The sequence below is a fragment of the Algibacter sp. R77976 genome, from assembly GCF_044594645.1.
GTDB lineage: Bacteria > Bacteroidota > Bacteroidia > Flavobacteriales > Flavobacteriaceae > Algibacter_B.
In genome coordinates, this window is record NZ_CP138989.1 from 1,283,774 (window position 1) to 1,306,372 (window position 22,599).

General features: G+C 34.1%; 12 protein-coding genes. 6 read left to right on the forward strand and 6 right to left on the reverse strand.

The window, feature by feature from the left end; genetic code table 11:
• Positions 1-744 carry a succinate dehydrogenase/fumarate reductase iron-sulfur subunit gene (locus SJY43_RS05510; protein WP_396602847.1) on the forward strand — a complete coding sequence of 248 codons (744 nt, stop codon included), beginning with the start codon at positions 1-3 and terminating at the stop codon, positions 742-744.
• Positions 745-847: 103 nt separating this feature from the next.
• Positions 848-1,768 carry a M28 family peptidase gene (locus SJY43_RS05515; protein ID WP_396602848.1) on the forward strand — a complete coding sequence of 307 codons (921 nt, stop codon included), beginning with the start codon at positions 848-850 and terminating at the stop codon, positions 1,766-1,768.
• 5 nt (positions 1,769-1,773) lie between these two features.
• Here SJY43_RS05515 and SJY43_RS05520 read toward each other — a convergent pair whose 3' ends face one another.
• From SJY43_RS05520 to SJY43_RS05535, 4 genes are all read right to left on the reverse strand, one after another.
• Positions 1,774-2,907, reverse strand: coding sequence for an efflux RND transporter periplasmic adaptor subunit (locus SJY43_RS05520; protein ID WP_396602849.1), 1,134 nt, complete (start codon positions 2,905-2,907; stop codon positions 1,774-1,776).
• A 4-nt stretch (positions 2,908-2,911) separates the two neighbouring features.
• Positions 2,912-7,225 (reverse strand): CusA/CzcA family heavy metal efflux RND transporter, encoded by a 4,314-nt coding sequence (locus SJY43_RS05525; RefSeq protein ID WP_396602850.1) that lies wholly within the window; start codon positions 7,223-7,225, stop codon positions 2,912-2,914.
• 69 nt (positions 7,226-7,294) lie between these two features.
• Positions 7,295-7,687, reverse strand: a complete 393-nt coding sequence (locus SJY43_RS05530) for a hypothetical protein (protein WP_396602851.1) — start codon at positions 7,685-7,687, stop codon at positions 7,295-7,297.
• A gap of 58 nt (positions 7,688-7,745) precedes the next feature.
• Positions 7,746-11,168 (reverse strand): hypothetical protein, encoded by a 3,423-nt coding sequence (locus SJY43_RS05535; protein WP_396602852.1) that lies wholly within the window; start codon positions 11,166-11,168, stop codon positions 7,746-7,748.
• Between the two features lie 220 nt (positions 11,169-11,388).
• Here SJY43_RS05535 and SJY43_RS05540 point away from each other — a divergent pair, with 220 nt between their 5' ends.
• The 4 genes from SJY43_RS05540 (at position 11,389) to SJY43_RS05555 (ending at position 14,765) form a co-directional block, all read left to right on the forward strand.
• Positions 11,389-12,147: an exodeoxyribonuclease III gene (locus SJY43_RS05540; RefSeq protein ID WP_396602853.1), complete on the forward strand. Its 759-nt coding sequence runs from the start codon at positions 11,389-11,391 to the stop codon at positions 12,145-12,147.
• Between the two features lie 26 nt (positions 12,148-12,173).
• A complete protein-coding gene (locus SJY43_RS05545; RefSeq protein ID WP_396603391.1) occupies positions 12,174-13,130 on the forward strand; it encodes an OmpA family protein in 957 nt (318 codons plus the stop codon).
• A 227-nt stretch (positions 13,131-13,357) separates the two neighbouring features.
• Positions 13,358-14,389 (forward strand): aldo/keto reductase, encoded by a 1,032-nt coding sequence (locus SJY43_RS05550; RefSeq protein WP_396602854.1) that lies wholly within the window; start codon positions 13,358-13,360, stop codon positions 14,387-14,389.
• Between the two features lie 166 nt (positions 14,390-14,555).
• Positions 14,556-14,765 (forward strand): hypothetical protein, encoded by a 210-nt coding sequence (locus tag SJY43_RS05555; protein WP_396602855.1) that lies wholly within the window; start codon positions 14,556-14,558, stop codon positions 14,763-14,765.
• A gap of 5 nt (positions 14,766-14,770) precedes the next feature.
• Here SJY43_RS05555 and SJY43_RS05560 read toward each other — a convergent pair whose 3' ends face one another.
• Together SJY43_RS05560 and SJY43_RS05565 are read right to left on the reverse strand one after the other, a co-directional pair.
• Complete coding sequence (locus SJY43_RS05560) at positions 14,771-15,700, reverse strand: PorP/SprF family type IX secretion system membrane protein (protein ID WP_396602856.1); 930 nt, start codon at positions 15,698-15,700, stop codon at positions 14,771-14,773.
• Positions 15,701-15,707: 7 nt separating this feature from the next.
• On the reverse strand, positions 15,708-22,541 hold the full coding sequence (locus SJY43_RS05565; RefSeq protein ID WP_396602857.1) for a BspA family leucine-rich repeat surface protein: 6,834 nt from the start codon (positions 22,539-22,541) through the stop codon (positions 15,708-15,710).
• Positions 22,542-22,599: the final 58 nt, after the last annotated feature.

Below are 22,599 nucleotides of genomic sequence, written 5' to 3' on the forward strand. Positions count from 1 at the left end.
ATGAATTTAACACTTAAAATTTGGAGACAAAAAGACTCAAAATCAAAGGGTCAAATGGTCGATTATAAAGTAACTGAAATTTCAGAACATATGTCTTTTCTTGAAATGATGGATGTTTTGAATGAGCAGTTAGTCAACTCTGGTGAAGAGCCAGTAGCTTTCGATCATGATTGTCGAGAAGGTATCTGTGGAATGTGCTCTATGTATATAAACGGAGAAGCACATGGTCCAGATAGAGGCATAACTACATGTCAATTACACATGCGAATGTTTAAAGATGGTGATACAATAACTATCGAGCCATTTAGAGCAGCAGCATTTCCAGTTATAAAAGATTTAGTAGTAGATAGAATGGCTTTTGAGCGTATTCAGCATGCTGGAGGTTATATATCTGTAAATACATCAGGAAACACTCAGGATGCAAATTCACTTCCTATATCTAAACATGCGGCAGACGAAGCTATGGATGCAGCAACATGTATTGGTTGTGGTGCTTGTGTAGCAACCTGTAAAAACTCAAGTGCTATGTTGTTTGTTGGAGCTAAAGTATCTCAATATGCTTTATTACCGCAAGGGCAAGTAGAAGCTGCAGATCGTGTTAAAAACATGGTAGCGCAAATGGATTTAGAAGGTTTTGGTAACTGTACCAACACAGGAGCATGTGAGGTAGAATGTCCAAAAGGCATTTCACTAGAGAACATTGCTAGAATGAATAGAGAATTAATGAAAGCTGCTGTTAAGTAGTAATTAATTATAAAACATTTAAGCCCATATCAACTTTTTGGTATGGGCTTTGTTATTTAAATAAGTGTAATTTATTAGTTATATTTAGTCACTATTACTTTATATGTTTAGAATTCTTTTAGCACTAGTACTCTGTTTAGCTATACAAGGAACAGACATTTTTGCCCAATCAGAACTTAATCAATCTGCTTCTCAGTTTGATGAAATGTCTTTATTAAAGCATGTTAAATCATTGTCTTCTGATGCATTTGAAGGTAGAAGAACGGGTGCTGAAGGTGCAATTAAAGCCAGAAAATATATTATTAATCAATTTCATTCGCTTAACGTTAAACCTTTAGGCAAGACGTTTGAGCAACAATTCTTATTTACAAAAAAGAAAAAAGCCTATAATGCGGTTAATGTATTAGGACTTATTAAGGGTACAGAATATTCTAAAAAGTATATTGTTTTAAGTGCGCATTATGATCATGAGGGTGTTAAAAACGGAAAAATTTTTAATGGTGCAGATGATAATGCTTCTGGAATAAGTGCCTTATTCGCTTTCGCGGAATATTTTAAAAAACATCCGCCAAAACATTCCGTTATTTTAGCGGCTTTTGATGGTGAGGAGTTAGGACTTCAAGGCTCTAAATATTTTGTGAATCATTCTATTATTTCTTCAAAGGATATTATGGTGAATTTAAATATGGATATGATAAGTCGAAGCGATAAAAATGAATTATTCGCTGTAGGTACTTCTCTTAACAAGAATTTAAAGTATTTAATTTCTAAATTGAAGACTTCATCTAAAATAAAACTAATAGGTGGTCATGATGGTTATGATGGATTAGAGAATTGGACTAACGCTTCCGATCACGCTAGTTTTCATAAAAAAGGCATTCCATTTTTATATTTCGGAGTTGAAGACCATAAAGATTATCATGAACCTACCGATGATTACGAAAATATTCATCCAGAATTTTACATTGAAGCTGTGAAATCTATTATTTCAGTATTTGAAAAAATTGACAGTTCTAAGTTTTAAAACTTTTATTCCTCACCTTCACTCAATAGCATAAAACCGCCTTTTATTAAAATATCTTTATTAGTTAAATTATTAGTGTTTAATACGGCAACGTAGTTTTCGGTTTGATTTTCTATTTCTATTTTAATTTTTTCAAAATAATAATCATCACCATTTTTTTCTTTTAAAGCCAAAACAAAATTCTCATTTTCAACTTCAATTATGGCATCTTTTGGCAATGCTAAGCTCGTGTTTGCCTGAGTTATAATATCTGCTTCTGCAAACATACCAACTATAAAATTAGCTTGTTCTTCATTTAAAATATGACCATGAACTTGAACAATCCTTGAAGTTTCATCTATAGTAGTGCCAACTAAATGAACTTCTGCTTTAAAAGTTTTTTTGGACGCTTCAGGGATTTTAAATTGTATTTTTTGCCCCTTTTTTATATTCAAAATATCTTTTTCGAAAACTGATAATTCTAAATGAATATGGTCGGTATCTATAATTTCCATGATGATATCTGAAGGTGAAACAGGCATGCCATTACTAATATTTACTTTGGTTATAAAGCCTTCAATTGGAGAAAATAAATTTATAGTTGATGTGATGCGACCTTGCTCAACATATTTTGGGTTAATGTTTAACATAGCCAATTTTTTACGTAACCCATTATAATTCGCTAAACTACTTTTATAGGCACTTTCAGCTTTTAAATAATTTTTTTGAGACGTAATGTTTTCATCAAAAAGTGTTTTTTGTCTGTTATATTCAGATTTTAAGTAGTTAAGCTGTTCTGCAATTTCTAAATATTGCTGTTGCATTTCAACAAATTCTGGATTTTCTAAGGATAATAAAACCTGTCCTTTTTTTACTTTGTCTCCAACTAACAATGGTGTTTTTGTAATGTAACCTCCCATAAAGGTACTAATAACCGCTTTGTTTTGTGGCGGAACATCAATTATTCCGGTAGTTTTAATACTTTGGAAAAACAATTGTTCTTCAAGTTTTCCTAGTTGCATTTGTCCGCTAGAAAACTGCGATTGCGTAATTACAATGTAATTTGGGTATGAATCTTTTTGTAGCGTTTCATTGTTTTTTTCTGAATTTCCACAAGCCACTAAAACAAGTGAAAATAATAGGATATATAGCTGTTTCATTTTTTTATAGTATTAAATAATTGATAGCAATTATAGTTTGGTTATATGCATTTAGATTGTCGAGGTAAGAAAGTTCAATATCGGTTGCCGTTTCTATACTTTGTATGTATTGAAAGAAATCAATTTCGCCTTCTTTAAAAGTACGTTCAGCAGTTTTTATTATTTCTTCTGAAAGCGTTTTACCTTGGGTTTCGTAATAACTAATAGCCTCATTGTGTTGCTGAAGTTTTGCCAATAGCATTTTATATTCAGCGTTTAATTTGATGGTATAGTCTTCTTTTTCGGCTTCAATAGCTTCTTGTGCAATTTTAGAAGCTTTTATTTTTGAACTGTTTCCACTAAAAAATAAAGGGATTTTTACTCCAAATTGATAGCCTTTAATATTCGTGTTTAAAGTGCTATTGGTACCTTGAAAATATTCTACACTTAAATCTGGCAATAGGTTTTGTTTTTCTTGTTGATTTAGTGCTTTGTAATACGCTTGAGAATTTTCATAGAAAGAGAATCCAATATTATTATCGACTGAAAAATCTTGTAATTCTAATTTTTCAAGCTCTTCATCAGAAATTGAAAATGTATCTATTTGCACCAACTTTTTTAATTGTTCTTTTGCTAATATCACATCTTGTTGCGCTTGTTTATAAACGGTTTCAAGTTGTTTTCGTTTAGATTTTGCGCTAATCATTTCTAAATAATTAGTTTCTCCTAACTCGAACCTGCGAGTAGATGCACTAACAAATTTCTCATATAAGCTGTCTAGAAATTTATACGTTTTAGCTTTATTTTTGGCACAACTTAAATTGGAATAGGCTAAATGAACATCGCGTTTTAAAACCTCTAATTTGATGTTGTAATTAGATTTCTGAACATTGAATTTTGCTTTATTCACTTTCTTGTCTGCAAAATAAACGGTTGGAAATTTAAAATCTTGAGCAACTCCAAAAACCTTTAAAGGTTCACCATTTATAGCCATGTTATTCTCATCGTAATTATAATAAACCGATGTTTTATCGAAACTAAAAGCACTTCCAATTAAAGCTTCAGATTCATTTGTTTTTAAAGACGATGCTTTTAAATTCGAATTATTTTCAATTGCTATATGAACAGCTTCGTCAACACTTAAAGGATTATTTTGTGCATTTATGTTTAGCGACAGTAAAATAATTATTACCGATGCTACTGTTTTTTTATTCATTTTAATTTCAGTTTTTTCTTCAAACCAAGCATACAAAACTGGTAAAACAATGAGGGTTAAAATGGTTGCGGTAACCAAACCACCAATAACAACTGTTGCTAAAGGACGTTGCACTTCTGCACCTGCATTTGTAGAAATGGCCATGGGTAAAAACCCTAGAGCTGCTGCTGCCGCGGTTAATATTACTGGTCTTAAACGTTCGATAGTTCCTCTTTTAACACGTTCACTAATGTTTGTTATGCCTTGCTCTTTTAATTCCTTAAAATGCTCGATTAAAACGATACCGTTTAAAACGGCGATACCAAATAGCGCAATAAAACCAACACCTGCAGAAATACTAAAAGGCATATCTCTTAACCATAAAAGTAAAACGCCACCAACCGCAGAAAGCGGAATTGCAGAATACACCATAAGGGCTTCTTTAACAGATCCAAAAGCAAAATGCAATAGAATAAATATTAGAACTAATGCGATTGGAACCGCTATCATTAACCGCGCTTTGGCACTTTGTAAGTTTTCAAATTGACCACCATAAGTAATACTGTAGCCTACTGGAAGTTTTAATTTCTTTTCAATAATACTTTGAACATCATCAACAACCGATTGTAAATCTCTATTTCTAACGTTTATACCCACCACAATGCGTCGTCTGGTATCGTCTCTCGAAATTTTTGCGGGACCCGTTGTGTATTTTATTTCTGCTAATTCATTAAGAGGGATTTTTGCTCCACTAGGCGTATCTACATATAAATTTTTAAGATTTCCGATATCTTTTCGATGTGCTTTATCCAATCGAACCACCATATCAAATCGTTTTTCGCCTTCAAATACAGTTCCAACGTTTTCGCCTGCAAAACCCATTGAAATTAATTGATTAACATCTGCAATGTTTAATCCGTAGCGCGCTATTTTGCTTCGGTTATAGGTTACGCTCATTTGAGGTAAACCTTCAACTTTTTCAATTATTATATCTGATGCACCTTCCACATTTTTAATGAGCGATTTTATTTGGTTAGCTTTATTTGCTAAAACCGATAAATCTTCACCAAATATTTTAATGGCAACATCGGCTCTAACACCCGTTATTAGTTCGTTAAATCGCATTTCTATGGGTTGTGTAAATTCCACTTCCATACCAGGAATAATGGTTAATGCTTCTTTGAATTTATCAGCTAATTCATCTTTACTCGATGCCGAAGTCCATTCGCCTTTTGGTTTCAGTTTGATGATAACGTCACTTTCTTCCATACTCATGGGGTCTGTTGGGACTTCCGCAGCACCTATTCTGCTAACAACTTGATCAACTTCAGGGAAATTATCTAAAAGAATTTGTTCAATTTTTGTGGTAATTTCTATGGTTTTTCCTAATGAAGTTCCTGTTTTTAAAACAGGTTGAATTACAAAATCACCTTCATCTAAAGTTGGGACGAATTCGCCACCCATTGTGCTGAATAACCAAATGCTAAATGCTAATAAAATACCAGCTAATGAAACCACTATTTTCTTGTGCTCTAAAGCCCAATTTATAGAGGGTTTATATATTTTTGTTAAAAATGTCATTAACCTAACCGATATGTTTTTATCACTTTGTTTGTCTGGTTTTAAAAACATAGATGATATTACAGGCACATAGGTTAAACAGAATAACATAGCACCAACCAATGCAAAACTGAAGGTTAATGCCATAGGTTTAAACATTTTGCCTTCCACACCGCTTAAGGATAAAATAGGAATGAAAACGATAAGAATGATAAGCTGACCAAATATGGCAGAATTCATCATTTTTGAAGCACTTTTTTGCGTGATCGTGTCAATACTCGATTGTTGATCAGTTTTGGATAGTGTTTTTATTTTCGAACTTTGAGCAGTAATTCTAAATGCAATAAACTCCACTATAATAACAGCACCATCGATGATGATTCCAAAATCAATAGCACCAAGACTCATTAAGTTAGCATCAATACCAAAAATATTCATTAACGAAATGGCAAATAGTAAGCTTAACGGAATCACCGAAGCCACAACCAGACCAGAACGAATATTTCCTAAAAGTAAAACCACAACAAAAATAACGATGAGTGATCCTAGTATTAAGTTTTCGGCCACCGTGAAAGTTGTTTTACCAATAAGTTCACTTCGCTCTAAAAATCCATTTATATAAACACCTTCCGGCAACGAACTTTGTATGGAAGCCACACGTTCTTTAACCGCGTCAATTACTTCTTTAGAGTTACCATCTTTAAGCATCATCACTTGCCCAAGTACTTTTTCGCCCTCTCCATTTCCGGTTATGGCTCCAAATCTGGTAGCGCTTCCAAAGCCTACTTCTGCAACGTCTTTTATGTAAACAGGTAAGGTTTCATTTTTTATTACAATATTTTCAATATCTTTTAGAGAGGTTACTAAACCTTCACCGCGTATAAAAAAGGCTTTGTTGGTTTTTTCAATATAACCGCCACCTGCAACGCTATTATTTTTTTCTAAAGCGTTAAAAATATCAATATAATTAATATTCATTGCTTTAAGTTTTTGGGGATTTATGGCAACTTCATATTGCTTTAAAAAACCACCCCAAGTATTAACTTCAACAACTCCAGGAATACCAGATAGCTGTCTTTTTACAATCCAATCTTGAATGGTACGCAGTTCGGTAACCGAATAGCGGTCTTTAAATTCGGGCTTAACATCAAGAATATATTGGTAAATTTCTCCTAAACCTGTTGTTATTGGCCCCATTTCTGGTGCGCCAAAGCCTTCCGGGATTTTCTCTGAAGCTGATTTTATTTTTTCTGCAATTAATTGTCTGGGTAGATAAGTGCCCATATTATCATTAAAAACAATAGTTACAACTGATAAGCCGAATTTTGAAACGGATCTTATTTCCTCTACACCAGGTAAATTTGCCATTTCCAACTCAACAGGATAGGTGATAAATTGTTCAACATCTTGTGTAGATAAATTTCTGGACGTTGTAATAACTTGTACTTGGTTGTTTGTAATATCGGGTACAGCTCCAATAGGAATTTGAGCCAACGAATAAATACCGAAACCGATAACAGAAGCTATAAATAGTAGAATAACAAACTTATTTTTTAAGCTGAATTTTATAATATTTTCTAACATAATTCATAAATAGATAGTGTAAGCTATTGATAAATAGCTTATTAAAAAATGACTTGAATCACTAATGAATTATGCGGATTTGGGAGGTTGAAAAACAGGAAGTTTCTCGAAAACTGAATGTTGCTCTTTATAAAGAAAGTTAAGAGAAACGTCTATAGATGATGGGAAATAAAGCGGGTTTACTATCGAATCAAAAAGAACAAAAGAGGTGTTTATATGCGAAAACATATGATGACTATCTTTAAAAGGCAAATCCTCGTGCTCTTGATGTTTATCTTGATGAGAAGCCATTTTCTCTCCGTAATGCTCAGATAAAAAATCAAAAAAATCATCGCCATACATGTCTTGATGATAGTTGGCATGTTCCAACAACGCATTGAATTTTGAAATATCTTCAATGTTAATATTGAAACTTTGAACGAGAATCAAAAAAGAATAAATTATGACAATTAGTTTACTCATACCTTTACAAAGATATTAAAAAACAAATTTTAATATGTGCCATATATTACATAAGTATTTAAAAATATGCCTTTAACTGTATGGAACCAGAATGTATCGTTCTACTAGTTTCTGTTTTTCTGCCAAAATAGCTAAGGTTTAAATCTAAAAACTTAGTCAGTTTTTTTTGCGCTAGTAAACTCCAAGTAAAGTTTTTTCCTGGTTGTAAACCTTCTAGTAGTTGATATGCTACGGGTGTATTCGCATTTCCAGTAAAATTGTTCGAAAAGAAATTAAACTCACCATTAATAGCACTTTGTTGGCTACTTGCTAAACTAAAAGACATGCCATATTTCTGTTGCTTTAAAGCTTCTAAATCTCCAATAGTATTATTTTTACTGGCATATTGGTAAAACACATCAAAACTAGAATTATCGTTAAATAAGTAAGATAGCTTAGGGTTGAATCTGGTCTCATCAAAATTATAATTTTTGCTTGCAAAGTTTTCACTTATACTTTCATTATTGTCAAAAGCTGAAAGCATATTAATTAACCAGTTTCCAGATATTTTATGATTAAAATTAAATTGATGACTTTTTAAACCATTCTCTATAAAACCAACAGATAAAACGCTTCTAGTTGTATTGTCTAAAAAAGTATAAGACGTGGTGTAATGCTGTTTTCCTCTATTAAAAAACAAAACGTTTCTAAAGTTTAATTGTAAGCCTAACTGGTCTTCTTCGTTATTATTAAATGGGTTTAAATTAAAGTTACTGCCTTCTCTTTTTATCTTTCTGTCGATTAAATAACTGGTTTGGTTGTAAAAATGAGACCAAAATTTTTGAGATTTATTTTCTGAAACCGACCATTGTGCCGGATTCAATGTCAACGTTTGGCTCAACCTATTTTGGTGTGTTTTTATAAAAACCTGATTAGGGAGCAGTACTCGAATATATATGCCTTGATCTTGAAATTGGGCAATCTCGAATTCTTCTAGTTCTTGAATCCCGTTTTCGTTATAATCATTCCATGTGTAGGTGCCTTGTCCTGCTTCAACTTCAACATAAGTAAAATCTTGTTGTGCTAATTGGCCAGAGTTAGTTTCAAAAATGGTGTTCCATTGAATAATTTGTTTAAAAAGCTTCTGGTTGAATTGTAATCTTGAGTTTATAGAGTTTTCGTCGTCTATAGATTTATCTGTGTTTTTTAATGTTCTATAATTAGCATATAAAGACAGATTGGTGTTTTTGTTTTTTATCAGTCTAGAGTCTAAATAAAACGTATTTGAAGTATTTACTTTTTGCAATTCGTTGTTTCGAATACTATCATTTACACGATTTTTATAGCCTATTTCGGTGAAAATACTGGTGCTGTCACCAACTCCAAAAAAGACTTCATAAGATTTAAATTTTTGGCTTAAAGCAGTTAATTCTTGAGTAGATGTAATGCGTTGTTCATTATTTTCAACTGCTATTTTTGTACCAACCCAACTTTTTTTCATGCTATAAGTTATCCGGTTGTAAGACCTTAAAAAAGTTGAGGTGTTTACGCTAGAATTTGCGTCTAGATAACTTGAAGTTGAAAAAATATTGAATCTCTTTAAAAACAAATTAGCATGGGCTATATGTCGGTTTCCATTAAAACCATCAGAGAAATTTAAATGCTCAAATTGATAATTAAAGTTGCCTTTTTCATGATGAAACATTTTAAAGCCAGAATTTAAAAGTAATTGATTCCCTAAATTAAGTCCAATTCCATTTGTATTACTAAGGTCTAAATTCCAATCGCGGTTAAATTCTGGATTGTATAAGCCTTCAATATTTCTATAGTTCGAACTTATATAATCGCTATCTGCATAAACATCTACATTCCAAAGGCTATCTTTTTTTACTATTGTTTGATTGATATTAATTTTTCCAGCAAACCCATCGTTATTTTCATCATCTAAATTTGAAAACGCATTTAAATCATTCTTGCTTCCAGAAGCCTCAAAACTAATATTGGTTTTTTCAGAAGGTATGTAACGTCCATTTAAAACAGCTATTTGTAGTTTGGTTGGCGCCACAAGTTGGACTATAGGAGCGTAATTTCCAAGATTTAAACCAACGTACTCATAGATGTTGTTAATGGCGTTAATGTTACTCAATTCATAATCACCTAGGCCGTCGCCAACTAGCGTAAAGGTAACGCGATATAACTCATCATCGGGGTCATTTGAAAACACAAAAACTTCATCACCACCAATCAACTCCTTTTTATATAAGATTCTGTTGTCGTTTAATTCCTCTCTAACTTCAGACGGTGCGACCATTTGCGTTCTATCATCACCGGCATTCGCTAGAATTTGAACTTGTTCTTCTGATAAGTTTTGCTGTAAAGGTTGGTTTTTAGCATCATTTTCAGAATAAACAGAAACTCCTATTTTTAACTTTTCGCTTTCATAGTTCCCTCCACCGTAAGCTACAAAACGTGAATAATTACGATCGCTATATTGGTAATCTACCGTAATTCGCATTTCGGAAGTTATCGGGTATGTAGAGTTGAAAATAATTTCGCCTGCATTATAATCGATAATATAATCTTGATCTTCGCCACGTTTAATAGGAATGCCGTTTACATAAACCGTCTCGCTACCAGATACAATAAGAACAAACAATTCGCCATTGGTTCCTTGCAATTTATATGGTCCTTGATTCCCTTCTTGTGCTGTAAATTGACTAGTTGTAAACTGCCCGCGTACAATGGCACCAGCAGCAAATAAATTCGTTCGATTATCTTCTTCTCCTAATTTAACATTAAAATTTAAACCTTGTACACGTTTTGAAAAATTGGCGAAATAAGAATTGGTATTCATCAAATCAATATCACCAGCACGAACATTCCATCGGTCGCTAAATAATTCGATAAAAACTTGGTCGAACTCATCTAAACGTTGACTGTAACCACTTTCCTGTAAAGGAATATTTGCATCTTGAATGGACGCCCTTAATGAAACCTTATCATTTAGTTTTCCTGTTATCTGAAGGTCTAGTTCACTATTTAAAACTGAGTTTTGATTATTACCAACCGTAATCCCACGGGAAATACTTCCAGAAGTTGTTAAGCCATCAAAAGGAACAAAATTGTTCTCTGTATTGGGTTGTGTTAGTTTGTATAAGTTTTGATTATTACTATTGCTTTCAACAATAATATTTTCATCCAGTTGTTTGTAGGTTTTCGTTAAGAATTCAGGGAACTTTAGGTAGTTTATAATTATTGAATCTGTTTCAATAGGCTTTTTAAACCTTAACATTGCTTTTTTAAAATCTACAGAATAGTAAGTGGAATCAATAATGCTATTATCTTTTTTTCTAACTGAAAATGAATTAGAATTAATACTAACACTATCAATTAGGATGGTGTTTTTTACAGCAACTTTTTTAGTTTTATAGTTCGAGTTTTGATTTTGCGAAAACCCGCAAAAACAAATAGAAACCATAAGAATGCATGTAAAAAACTTCATCAGATACTTAAACTGTAAATCGCTTAAAATATTTTAGTGAGACCCTTTTTTAAGAAGCGCCAAAGGTGCTTTTAAAATAGATGGTCGAACTAATCCCGATTTTTATATCGGGATCTCATCTATTCAATCTAATTGTTAAAAAAAATAGTTAAATCTCACTTAATTTAATAGTGTAAAAGTAACGCATTATTTATTTTAGCTGAAACACTTATTCAATCAAATGAAAATTATATCCTATAACGTAAACGGTATACGCGCAGCAATCAATAAAGGTTTTATAGATTGGTTAAAAGCAGCAAATCCAGATGTTGTTTGTTTGCAAGAAATCAAAGCCATGGAAGAGCAATTAGATTTAAGTCTTTTTGAAGACGCCGGTTACAAATATAATTACTGGTATAGTGCGCAAAAAAAAGGCTATAGTGGTGTGGCTATTTTAAGTAAAACAGAACCTAATCATATTGAATATGGCACCGGAATTGAATCTATGGATTTTGAAGGCAGAAATATTCGTGCCGATTATGATGGCGTTTCAGTAATGAGTTTGTATTTACCATCAGGTACAAACGATGCCAGATTAAATCATAAATTGGAATATATGGACCTGTTTCAAGACTATATAAACAATCTTAAAAAAGAAACACCAAACCTTGTTATTTGTGGCGATTATAATATTTGCCATGAAGAAATGGATATTCATAACCCAAAAATGAAAGGTGTTTCAGGATTTTTACCTGTAGAACGCGAGTGGATAGGTAGTTTTATAGATAGCGGATTTATTGATTCTTTTAGGTTTTTAAATCCTGATTTACAACAATATAGCTGGTGGAGTTACCGTGCCAATTCACGTGCCAATAACAAAGGTTGGCGATTAGATTATGCCATGGTTTCAAAACCATTACAAGAAAACATAAAAAGAGCCGTTATATTGTCGGAAGCAGTTCATAGCGACCATTGTCCTATTTTAGTAGAAATAAAATAATTAAATAATAAATGAACCCAAACAAGATGATTAAAAAAAGCCTATTCGCCGTATTTGCCTTAGTAATTTTAGCCTCGTGCGTATCACCAAAAGTGTATAAAGAGTTAGAAGCAAAATATGCCGATTTAAAAAAGGAAAATAAAAAGTTATCAAATAACAACGAAACACTTTTAAGTGCTAAAACCGCAGCCGAAAACGAATTAAAGCAATTACAATCGGCTTATGATGAAGCAGTAGCGCAACGCGATAAATTGCAAGGCGAGTATAATGCCGCTAAATCGAATTTAGATAATTTAAAAGCCTCTTACGATGCTTTAGAGAAAAATAGTTCGGCATCCATTGCAGCAAATTCTCAAAAAAACAGAGAATTATTAGCGCAGTTAGAAGCTAAAGAGCAAGCTTTAGCGGCAGAAAATGCAAGACTAGCAAAACTTAAAAAAGAGTTGGAAGATCGCTCAAACCGTGTGGCAGAATTAGAGCAAGTTATCGCTTCTAAAGATGCCGCAATGACGGCGCTTAAAAATGCCATTTCAAGAGCCTTAACAGATTTTGAGGGTAAAGGGTTAACCGTAGAGCAACGCGACGGAAAAGTTTATGTCTCTATGGAAAACAAATTGCTTTTTAGCTCAGGAAGTTGGGCTGTAGGTTCAGAAGGAACAAGAGCTGTAAAGCAACTAGGTACTGTACTTGGAGACAATCCAGATATTGCCGTATTAATTGAAGGTCATACAGATAATGTACCGTATAAAGGCAACGGAACTTTAACAAGCAACTGGGATTTGTCAACAAAACGAGCTACGGCAATCGTTAATATATTGAGACAAAACAATAGTATAAATCCAGAGAATTTAACCGCAGCAGGTCGTGGCGAGTTTGCTCCGGTAGCCTCTAACGATTCCAAAGAAGGAAAAGCAAAAAACAGACGTATAGAAGTTATTTTAACACCAAAGTTAGACGAACTTTCTAAGTTGTTAAGCGAGTAAGTGTCGCTGCGAGTGTCTCGAATTCATTTCGGGATGTATCTAGAAGTGGGCGTTACCGCACCCTTCGTCTACGCTCAGGGCAGGCGGTCGGGCTTTCGGCAGTCGCTTCCCGATGAAAAATCGGGAGAGCTTCAACAAATGCCTCAATCCCTAACGCATAAAAAACCGTTAAAAGCTAAAATGGCTTTTAACGGTTTTTTATCTTTACACTTCCACAAAAATAAAACATGAAATACACAACACTCCCAAACACCAATATAAAAGTTAGTAAAATATGCTTAGGTTCTATGACCTGGGGAAATCAAAACACCGAATCCGAAGGCCATGAGCAACTAGATTACGCTATAGACCAAGGTGTTAATTTTATTGATACTGCAGAATTATATCCTGTGCCAGCCACAGCAGAAATAAGCGGTAGAACCAGTAAAATTATAGGCACTTGGTTAAAAAAATCAAGTAATAGAGATCAAGTTGTTATAGCCTCAAAAATTGCAGGGCCTGGCGATTATACGGCGCATATCCGCACAACAGGATTTAGCCCAAGTGCTATTAAAGAAGCCATCGATTTAGAGCTACAAAGATTGCAAACCGATTATATAGATTTATACCAACTGCATTGGCCAGAACGTAATACCAACCGATTTGGGGTTAGAAATTTTAATCTCGATACAAAATGGAAAGACAATTTTAATGAAATCCTGCATAGTTTAGATGCCGAAATTAAAGCAGGTAGAATCAGAAATATAGGTATCTCTAACGAAAACGCATGGGGAACTATGCGCTATTTAGAAGAATCAAAACACCATAATTTACCAAGAGTAGTAACCATACAAAACGCCTACTCAATGCTTACCAGAACTTTTGAAACCGATTTAGCAGAAGTAGCGCTTAGAGAAAATGTTGGCTTATTAGCCTATTCGCCAATGGCATTTGGGGTATTGTCAGGTAAATACATAAAAGGAACAGCTGCTGACAATGCACGTCTAAAATTATTCCCGAGGTTTGCAAGATATAGTGGCGAACAAGCAAGCGAAGCCGCAAGAAAATATTTAAAAATAGCAGAAGCTAATAACATGAGTTTAGCACAAATGAGTTTAGCTTTTGTAAACCAGCGCCCTTTCGTTACAAGTACTATTATTGGAGCAACTAATATGGACCAGCTTAAAGAAAATATTGCGAGTATTGATGTGAATTTAAGTGAAGACCTTTTAGAACAAATTAATTCCGTACATCAAGTTATGCCTAACCCTGCACCTTAATTCCTGCGATAGCAGGAATCTTTAGGATTTGAATCTTTGTGGTAGTGCTAAACAAAATTAAAAATTCAGGTTTTATATAGTTAATATAATAAAATTCTTATAAAATCATTGTTATGCGGTAGGTGAATATCTCTATATTTGAAGTTGTAACTTGTTTGTAACATATATGAAAACAACTTTTCACATCATTGAAAAAATATTTAGAGTTTTAAAATGGGATATTTTGGTTATCGACAGTTATGGCAATATTATCCATTTACCTAAACATTTTATAGTTAATAGGGGACTAAAAGTTAATGAAAAGAAAATATTTAGAGATAGTATAGATGGATGTGAAATACCCCGCCCCTTTTCGGGTAAAGCCCAAATAACATAAGAAGATTAGTTTATAGCGTAGCCTTCTTTAAATTGAATGCTTAATATTAGGCCGTGGCTATTACCCAAAGGTGAATTGTTTGAGGCAACGTTATACGTGTATATAAAGCGTAAATTATTAAATAAATAAAGGCCTGCTAGTAGGTTTACGGATGAGCTTGTTCTATAACCAGCGCCAATTTCGAATTTATTTTTAAAGCTTGCTGCTAGATTAAAATCGACTTGCATAGGCGCACCTTTTTCGTGCTTAATTAACACGTTTGGCTTTATCATTATATTCTGGAAAGAATCGCTTAAGAATCTATAGCCAAAATAGCCATAAACTGGTTCGCTAAGTTTTACGTCTTTATTGGTTGCTAAAGAATTACCCATGACATTTGGAGCAGAAAAACCAGCGTAAAATGAGGCGTGATTAAATAGGAAACTTAAGCCTATTGTTGGGATGGTGGTATTTATGTCTTGCGCAAAATTAGGGTCGTTAACAATGCCTAATTCGGTTAAATTATCTTGATATTGCTGTACACCACCTGTTATACCAAATGAAATTACTCCGGGCGAGTAGTGTTGCCAATAGGGGCGACTACTATCAAAATCGAAAAAGATTTTATACGAGTAAGCAGCGAAAAAACTTGTTGAGGTTGTTACCCCAATTTTGTCTCTTATAATTCCTGCACCAACACCAACTTTTCCTCTGTTCATTTGGCCATGACCACTAAGTGAAAAACTGCTTGGACTGCCTTCAAAATCGTTGAAAAATCCAGAATTGCTCATAGATATTTCAGTATTTTGTGTGAGTCCTGCGTAGGCGCTGTTAATGATAAACGGATTATAATTATACTCTGAAAATGTAGGTGTTTGTTGTCCGAAAATAGTATGGCTAATTAAGGAAACAAATATAATGGCTGTTAAAGCGTAACGGTTGTTTTTACTATTCATACTATGATTATCGCTTTATGACTACGAAGCCTTTTAGTTTTTTTAAGTTGTGTGTTCCGGTAACTTTAATGTGAAAGAAATATGTACCGCTTGGTAATGTTCCTGCTCCAGATTTTGTTAGTTTATTGGCTTCGCCTCTAAATACGTTTGATAGGTTGTTGTAATTAGAGATTGTGAATACTAAATCGCCCCAACGGTTGTATATATCTACGCTATTATCGGGACTATTTTCAATGCCTTTAATTTCCCAGAAATCGTTTATGCCATCACCATTTGGTGAGAATCCGTATTTGGATTCTACTAAGGGTTCAGGTTTTATATTGAATGATTCTTGTGTACAAGTAATGGCATCGCCAAAGCTATTGTAAGGCGTGATAGTTACAAAAATTGTTGTGTCTGCTGGCAGGTCTGAAACTAAATTGAATGTTCTAATATCTCCAACATCTTCGCTATTTAAAATATCGGTTCCTCCAGAAGTGGTTCCAACAGTTAGTCTATAACCTGTAGCATTTGCAATAGCATTCCAAGTTAAATCTGTGCCAATCGCCACATCGGTATCGCCGTTTAACGGACTGGATAATGTTGTACACACAGGAATCGTTTCTAGTGTTTCCGTAATGAAAGATTCTTCAGAACATGTCACGGCATCGCCAACTGCATTGTAAGGTGTAATGGTTACGAATATGGTTGATGTTTCAGGTAAATCTGCAGGTAAATCGAAAGTGGTCACATTAGCAACATCTTCATTATTTAGAATATCGGTTCCGCCTGAAGTTGTTCCAACAGTTAGTCTGTAACCTGTTGCATTTGCAATAGCATTCCAAGTTAAATCTGTGCCAATCGCCACATCGGTATCGCCGTTTAACGGACTAGATAATGTTGTACATACAGGAATTGTTTCTAGTGTTTCCGTACTGAAGGATTCTTCAGAACATGTCACCGCATCGCCAACAGTATTATAAGGTGTAATGTTCACGAATATGGTTGATGTTTCTGGTAAATCGGCAGGTAAATCGAAAGTGGTCACGTTAGCAACATCTTCATTATTTAAAATATCGGTTCCACCTGAAGTTGTTCCAACAGTTAGTCTATAACCTGTCGCATTTGCAATAGCATTCCAAGTTAAATCTGTGTTAATAGCCACATCGGTATCGCCGTTTAACGGACTGGATAATGTTGTACATACAGGAATCGTTTCTAGTGTTTCCGTAATGAAAGATTCTTCAGAACATGTCACGGCATCGCCAACTGCATTGTAAGGTGTAATGGTTACGAATATGGTTGATGTTTCAGTTAAATCGGCAGGTAAATCGAAAGTGGTCACGTTAGCAACATCTTCATTATTTAAAATATCGGTTCCACCCGAAGTTGTTCCAATAGTTAATCTGTAACCTGTAGCATTTGCAATGGCATTCCAAGTTAGGTCTGTGCCAATAGCTACCTCAGTATCAACATTTAATGGACTAGATAATGTTGTGCATACAGGAATCGTTTCTAGTGTTTCCGTACTGAAAGATTCTTCAGAACATGTCACCGCATCGCCAACATTATTATAAGGTGTAATGTTCACGAATATACTTGATGTTTCTGGTAAATCGGCAGGTAAATCGAAAGTGGTCACGTTAGCAACATCTTCATTATTTAAAATATCGGTTCCACCCGAAGTTGTTCCAACAGTTAGTCTGTAACCTGTTGCATTTGCAATAGCATTCCAAGTTAAATCTGTGTCAATAGCCACATCCGTATCGCCGTTTAACGGACTAGATAATGTTGTACATACAGGAATAGTTTCTGGAGTTCCTGTTCTAAAACTTTGTTCGGTACAACCTGTGGCATCACCAACATCATTATAAGGTGTTATGTTAACAAAAATGAGTCTGTTTGTAGGTAAGTCTGCCAGAAGATCATATGTGGTTACATTTTCAACATCAATACTGTTTAATATTTCGATACCGCCTCCTGTTGTACCAACTGTAAGTAAATATCCTGTGGCATTTGGTACAGCAGTCCAACTTAAATCTGTTTCTATAGCTACATTTGTGGCACCATTTAAAGGTTCTGTAAAGGTAGAGCACGCTGGTGGTACTGGAATAAGTTCTGTCTTGAAGTTTTCTTCAGTACACGTTACGGCATCACCTTCAGAATTATATGGTGTAATGGTAATATAGAACGTCGTGTCTTCTGCTAAATCAGATGGTAAGTCATAATTAGTAACATTATCAACATCAAAATTATTTAGGATATCTGATCCGCCAGGGCTTGTTCCCATTGTAATATTATAACCATCTGCATTTGCTATTGGAGACCATGATAAATCAGTATCAGTAGCAATATCGGTACTGTTATTTAAAGGATAGGTTAAGGTTGTACATTCTGGAATTGAAGGGGTGTTATCGCTACTAATTGTAAAGCTTTCTTGAGCACAACCTGTTGCATCGCCTTCATCATTGAAAGGCGTAATGGTGACTTCTACAATTTCATCACCAAGAAAATCTGTAGCAAATTCATATGATGTATTGGCGTTAATAATTTCATTGTTAACAAGAGTAATATTTCCAGGTTGTGTAATAACAGTTATCCTATATCCTCTAGCATAAAGTGCAGGTTCCCAACTTAAATTTGTATTTACAGGAACATCTGTTGCACCATTTAAAGGAGATATTAACTGGGTACATTCTGGAAGTGGACAGTCCAGAATATCGCCATTAAAGGTCCATGAGTATGTATCAATCATAGATTGTCTTTCTTCTAAAGCATCACAGTATAAAAGTCCGTTTGCGCCTAACGTAATTCCAGGAATTAATGTTTGCTCCGACCAAGAGACTAGTGTGCTATCATAATTTTCCCTTGTTAATGCTGTGTTATCCAACATATCTCTCAAGTCGGTTACTCCACTAACATCCCAATCGCCAAGGTATTGATTTAGGGCTGTGGCATTTTCAAATGTAGATCGCATGCTTACGTTACCCAAATTCCATTTATCTAATGGCTGGTTAAACGCAATGGCATCTTCAAACATATAGTCCATGTCACTAACACTAGTTACACGCCAGTTATTTAGAGGTTGATTAAAAGCACGAGCTTCATTAAACATGTATTCGGTAGTGGTAACTCCTCTAACATTCCAAGAATCAATATTTTGATTGAATTCAAGCGCGCCTTTAAACATTTTTGCCATCGTGGTAACAGAGGCTACATTCCAAGAATCTATAGGATTGTTAAAAACAATGGCATCTTCAAACATAGCTTCCATTGTGGTTACAAAAGAAGTATTCCAAGAATCAATATTTTGGTTGAAAGATGATGCTTCTTTAAACATTTCTTTCATGTTCTGGACTTCGCCAGTATCCCAATTTTCCATGGTTCTGTTATATGCCGTAGCTTCTTGAAACATGGATTCCATATTTGTTACCGAGGCTACATTCCAATTGCTAAGTGAATTATTAAATGCACTTGCCCCTTCAAACATATTGCTCATAATAGTTACAGAGCTTACATCCCAAGTGTTTATAGGTTGATTAAAAAGTGTAGCATCTTGAAACATACTACTTGTTGTAGCTACTGCACTTACATCCCAATCGATTAAAGGCGAATTAAATACTGCTGCACCACGAAACATACTAGACATATTTACTACCGAGTTAACGTCCCAGCTATTTAAAGGTTGGTTAAACATTGTTGCATAACTAAACATGCTAGCCATATTTGTTACGTTGGTAACATTCCAGTTATCGATATTTTGGTTAAAACTTGTAGCAGAACTAAACATACTTCGCATGTTAGTTACTGTGCCTACTTGCCAGTTATTTAGCTCTTGATTAAAGACACTTGCATTACTAAACATTTGGCTCATGGTAGTTACAGCACTTACATCCCATGAGTTTAATGGTTGATTAAAACTTGTAGCTCTCTCAAACATAGCTTCCATGTTTGTAACATGACTCACATCCCATGCATCAATATTTTGATTAAAACTTAGAGCTCTTTCAAACATAGATTCCATATCTGTAACGGCAGTTGTATTCCAATTACCTAAGTCTTGGTTAAATGCCTCTGCATAATAAAACATATAACTCATGTTGGTCACATTGTTAGTAATCCAAGAATTTAGAGGTTGATTAAAATCATCTGTTTGAGTGAACATACTACTCATGCTCGTAACATTTGAAACATCCCAACCATCTATAGGTTGATTGAAAACAGTTGCCGAACTAAACATGCTACTCATTGTAGTTACATTACTAACACTCCATGAATCTAAAGGCTGATTAAAAATAGAGCATTGAGAAAAGAGGCTACTCATATTAGTAACATTGCCTACTTCCCAATTATTAATATCTGTGTTAAATAAAACGCATCTTCTAAACATGCTAGCCATGTTAGTTACCTGTGTTAAATTTGGGACATCGGTAGCGTTGTATTCCATGTTTTCACAGAAATAAAAAGCTTGATTCATACTGCCCCAAACTTGATCACCCCATTGATCCATTGAAATGAGTTTAAGGTTGTCTCGATTACTAGATGTATGACGATATGAAGGGAAATCTCCTATAATTGCTATAGTATATATGCCCGGATTTAGATAGGTATGAGTAATATCGTTTGTAACGTTATTGTTGTATTGTCCATCTCCCCAATCAATGTTAAAATCGTAATCAAGATAGTCTGGATAACCATCGTTAAGTTCAATTTGGTATTGATTGGCTGCGGTAGAGTTTGTATCTAAATTTCTTGTATCAATAGTAATTTTAAAAACATCGGTTCTATTTACCCAACTTTCTACTGTTTTAAAACTTGTTTCTTGACATCCAGTAGCGGGTCCTTCATCATTATAAGGTACAACAGTCACAAAAACATTGTCTCCTGGTAAAAATTCGTTAGTGAAATTTAATAACAGAACATTTCCAAAATCTTGATTATCTGCAATAATTTGTATAATGTTTCCTAAGTCATCTTCTCGTCTAATACTCACATAATAACCATCGGCGTTTGGCGCAGCTTCCCATCTTATGGAAGAGTTTGCTGGTACATTTTGATCACCGTTTATTGGTGAGGTTATATTGGTACATAAAACATAAGAACAGTTTACATCATCTCCAATAATGTTCCAGGCATTGTTATCAATTAAACTTTGTCTTTGGGTTAAGGCATCGCAGTATTGTAGATTTGTCGCTCCTAAGTTGACATTAGAATTAACCGTCTGAGAAGACCATGCTATTAAAATGTTATCGTAGTTTTCTTGTGAAATACCACTATTGGACAACATATTGGTCATATTGGTTGCTGAAGAGATGTTCCAAATTCCTAAGTTTTGATTAAAAACGGAGGCATTATTAAACATGTTGCTCATGTTTGTTACCTGACTCATGTCCCAATTATCCAGAGGTTGATTAAACAGGCTGGTATTGGAAAACATAGCAGAACTATTAGTTAGGCTAGTTAAAGTCCAATTATTTAAAGGTTGATTAAAGCTTGTGGTTTGTTGAAACATGGATCGCATATTTGTTACATTGCTAACATCCCAAATCTCTATTGGTTGATTGAATGCGTCGTTCCCACTAAACATTTCACTCATATCTAAAACAGCACTTACGTCCCAATTGTTTAAGGGTTGATTAAAACTATCAGTATTTTTAAACATCTGGCTCATGTTTGTTACCATACTAACGGTCCATCCATTAAGGGGTTGGTTAAAATCCATGCTTTGGCTTTCTGCATTAAACATAGCCCTCATATTTGTAACTTGACTTACGTCCCAAACTTCAATAGGTTGATTAAAGCTATCTGCACCTTCAAACATATTACTCATGTCTGTTACACTACTTACATCCCAATTATTTAAGGGTTGGTTAAATGAGGCACAACGTCTAAACATATAGGCCATGTCTGTTACATTACTAACATTCCAATTGTTTAAAGGTTGATTAAAAGGCATGTCTAGAAAGCCATAAAACATTTCTCTCATAGTGGTTACATTATCCACGTTCCAAGTATCTAAGGGCTGATTAAACTCTCTACATCTATAAAACATTCTAGACATATTGGTAACCTTGTCTACATTCCAATTATTTAAAGGTTGATTAAAGTCTAGTGCTATATTAAACGTGCCAGACATATTAGTAACTTGGCTTGTATTCCAATTGTCAATATTTTGGTTAAATTGTGTGGCACCGCTAAATAAATTATTCATGTCTACAACAGAAGCTGTATTCCAATTATCTAAGGGTTCGTTAAAAGCATAGCAGTTTCTAAATGTTCTCACCATTAAGGTTACCGATTCTGTACTCCATTTATCTAATGGTCTATTAAAAATGTTACAGCCATCAAAGGTTCCTGATAAGTTAGTTATGGTGCTTATGTCCCAATTATTAAGGATTCCATTAAATGAATCACAATCCTTAAACATATTTTCAAGGCTATTTACTAAAGTTAAATCTGGAGCAGGAATCGCATCAAAATTTAAATTCTCACAGCCATGAAAGGCATTTTCCATAGTTTGCCATGGTATATTGCCCCAATCTAAAATTTCTATAATTTTAATTTTATCTCCATCGTCATTAAAGTAGATAGATGGGAAGTTTCCGCTAATTGATATGGTATGAAGCCCTTGGGAGGCATAAGTATGCGTAATGTCTCCAGCTACATTTGTATCTGTATTTCCATCTCCCCAATTTACAGTATAGTTATATATAAATGCAGGATTTGTAGGTATGGTAACTTGATTAATTAGAGAAGATCCAGATTCTATATTTTCGGTATTCCAGATTGATGTAAAATCTTGGGCAAATAGGTTGAAATTTGCGAAGAACAGAAAAAGGAATAAGAACTTGATTTTAAACATATTTAGTAGGTTGATATGGTCTAAGAATCTCAAATATAGTAATCTAAATTGAGGTATT

Coding starts and splice junctions, on each gene's coding strand:
- SJY43_RS05530 (WP_396602851.1), bottom strand. CDS start 7,687: ATGAGTAAACTAATTGTCATAATTTATTCTTTTTTGATTCTCGTTCAA.
- SJY43_RS05550 (WP_396602854.1), top strand. CDS start 13,358: ATGAAATACACAACACTCCCAAACACCAATATAAAAGTTAGTAAAATA.
- SJY43_RS05510 (WP_396602847.1), top strand. CDS start 1: ATGAATTTAACACTTAAAATTTGGAGACAAAAAGACTCAAAATCAAAG.
- SJY43_RS05525 (WP_396602850.1), bottom strand. CDS start 7,225: ATGTTAGAAAATATTATAAAATTCAGCTTAAAAAATAAGTTTGTTATT.
- SJY43_RS05515 (WP_396602848.1), top strand. CDS start 848: ATGTTTAGAATTCTTTTAGCACTAGTACTCTGTTTAGCTATACAAGGA.
- SJY43_RS05545 (WP_396603391.1), top strand. CDS start 12,174: ATGATTAAAAAAAGCCTATTCGCCGTATTTGCCTTAGTAATTTTAGCC.
- SJY43_RS05555 (WP_396602855.1), top strand. CDS start 14,556: ATGAAAACAACTTTTCACATCATTGAAAAAATATTTAGAGTTTTAAAA.
- SJY43_RS05520 (WP_396602849.1), bottom strand. CDS start 2,907: ATGAAACAGCTATATATCCTATTATTTTCACTTGTTTTAGTGGCTTGT.
- SJY43_RS05540 (WP_396602853.1), top strand. CDS start 11,389: ATGAAAATTATATCCTATAACGTAAACGGTATACGCGCAGCAATCAAT.
- SJY43_RS05535 (WP_396602852.1), bottom strand. CDS start 11,168: ATGAAGTTTTTTACATGCATTCTTATGGTTTCTATTTGTTTTTGCGGG.
- SJY43_RS05560 (WP_396602856.1), bottom strand. CDS start 15,700: ATGAATAGTAAAAACAACCGTTACGCTTTAACAGCCATTATATTTGTT.
- SJY43_RS05565 (WP_396602857.1), bottom strand. CDS start 22,541: ATGTTTAAAATCAAGTTCTTATTCCTTTTTCTGTTCTTCGCAAATTTC.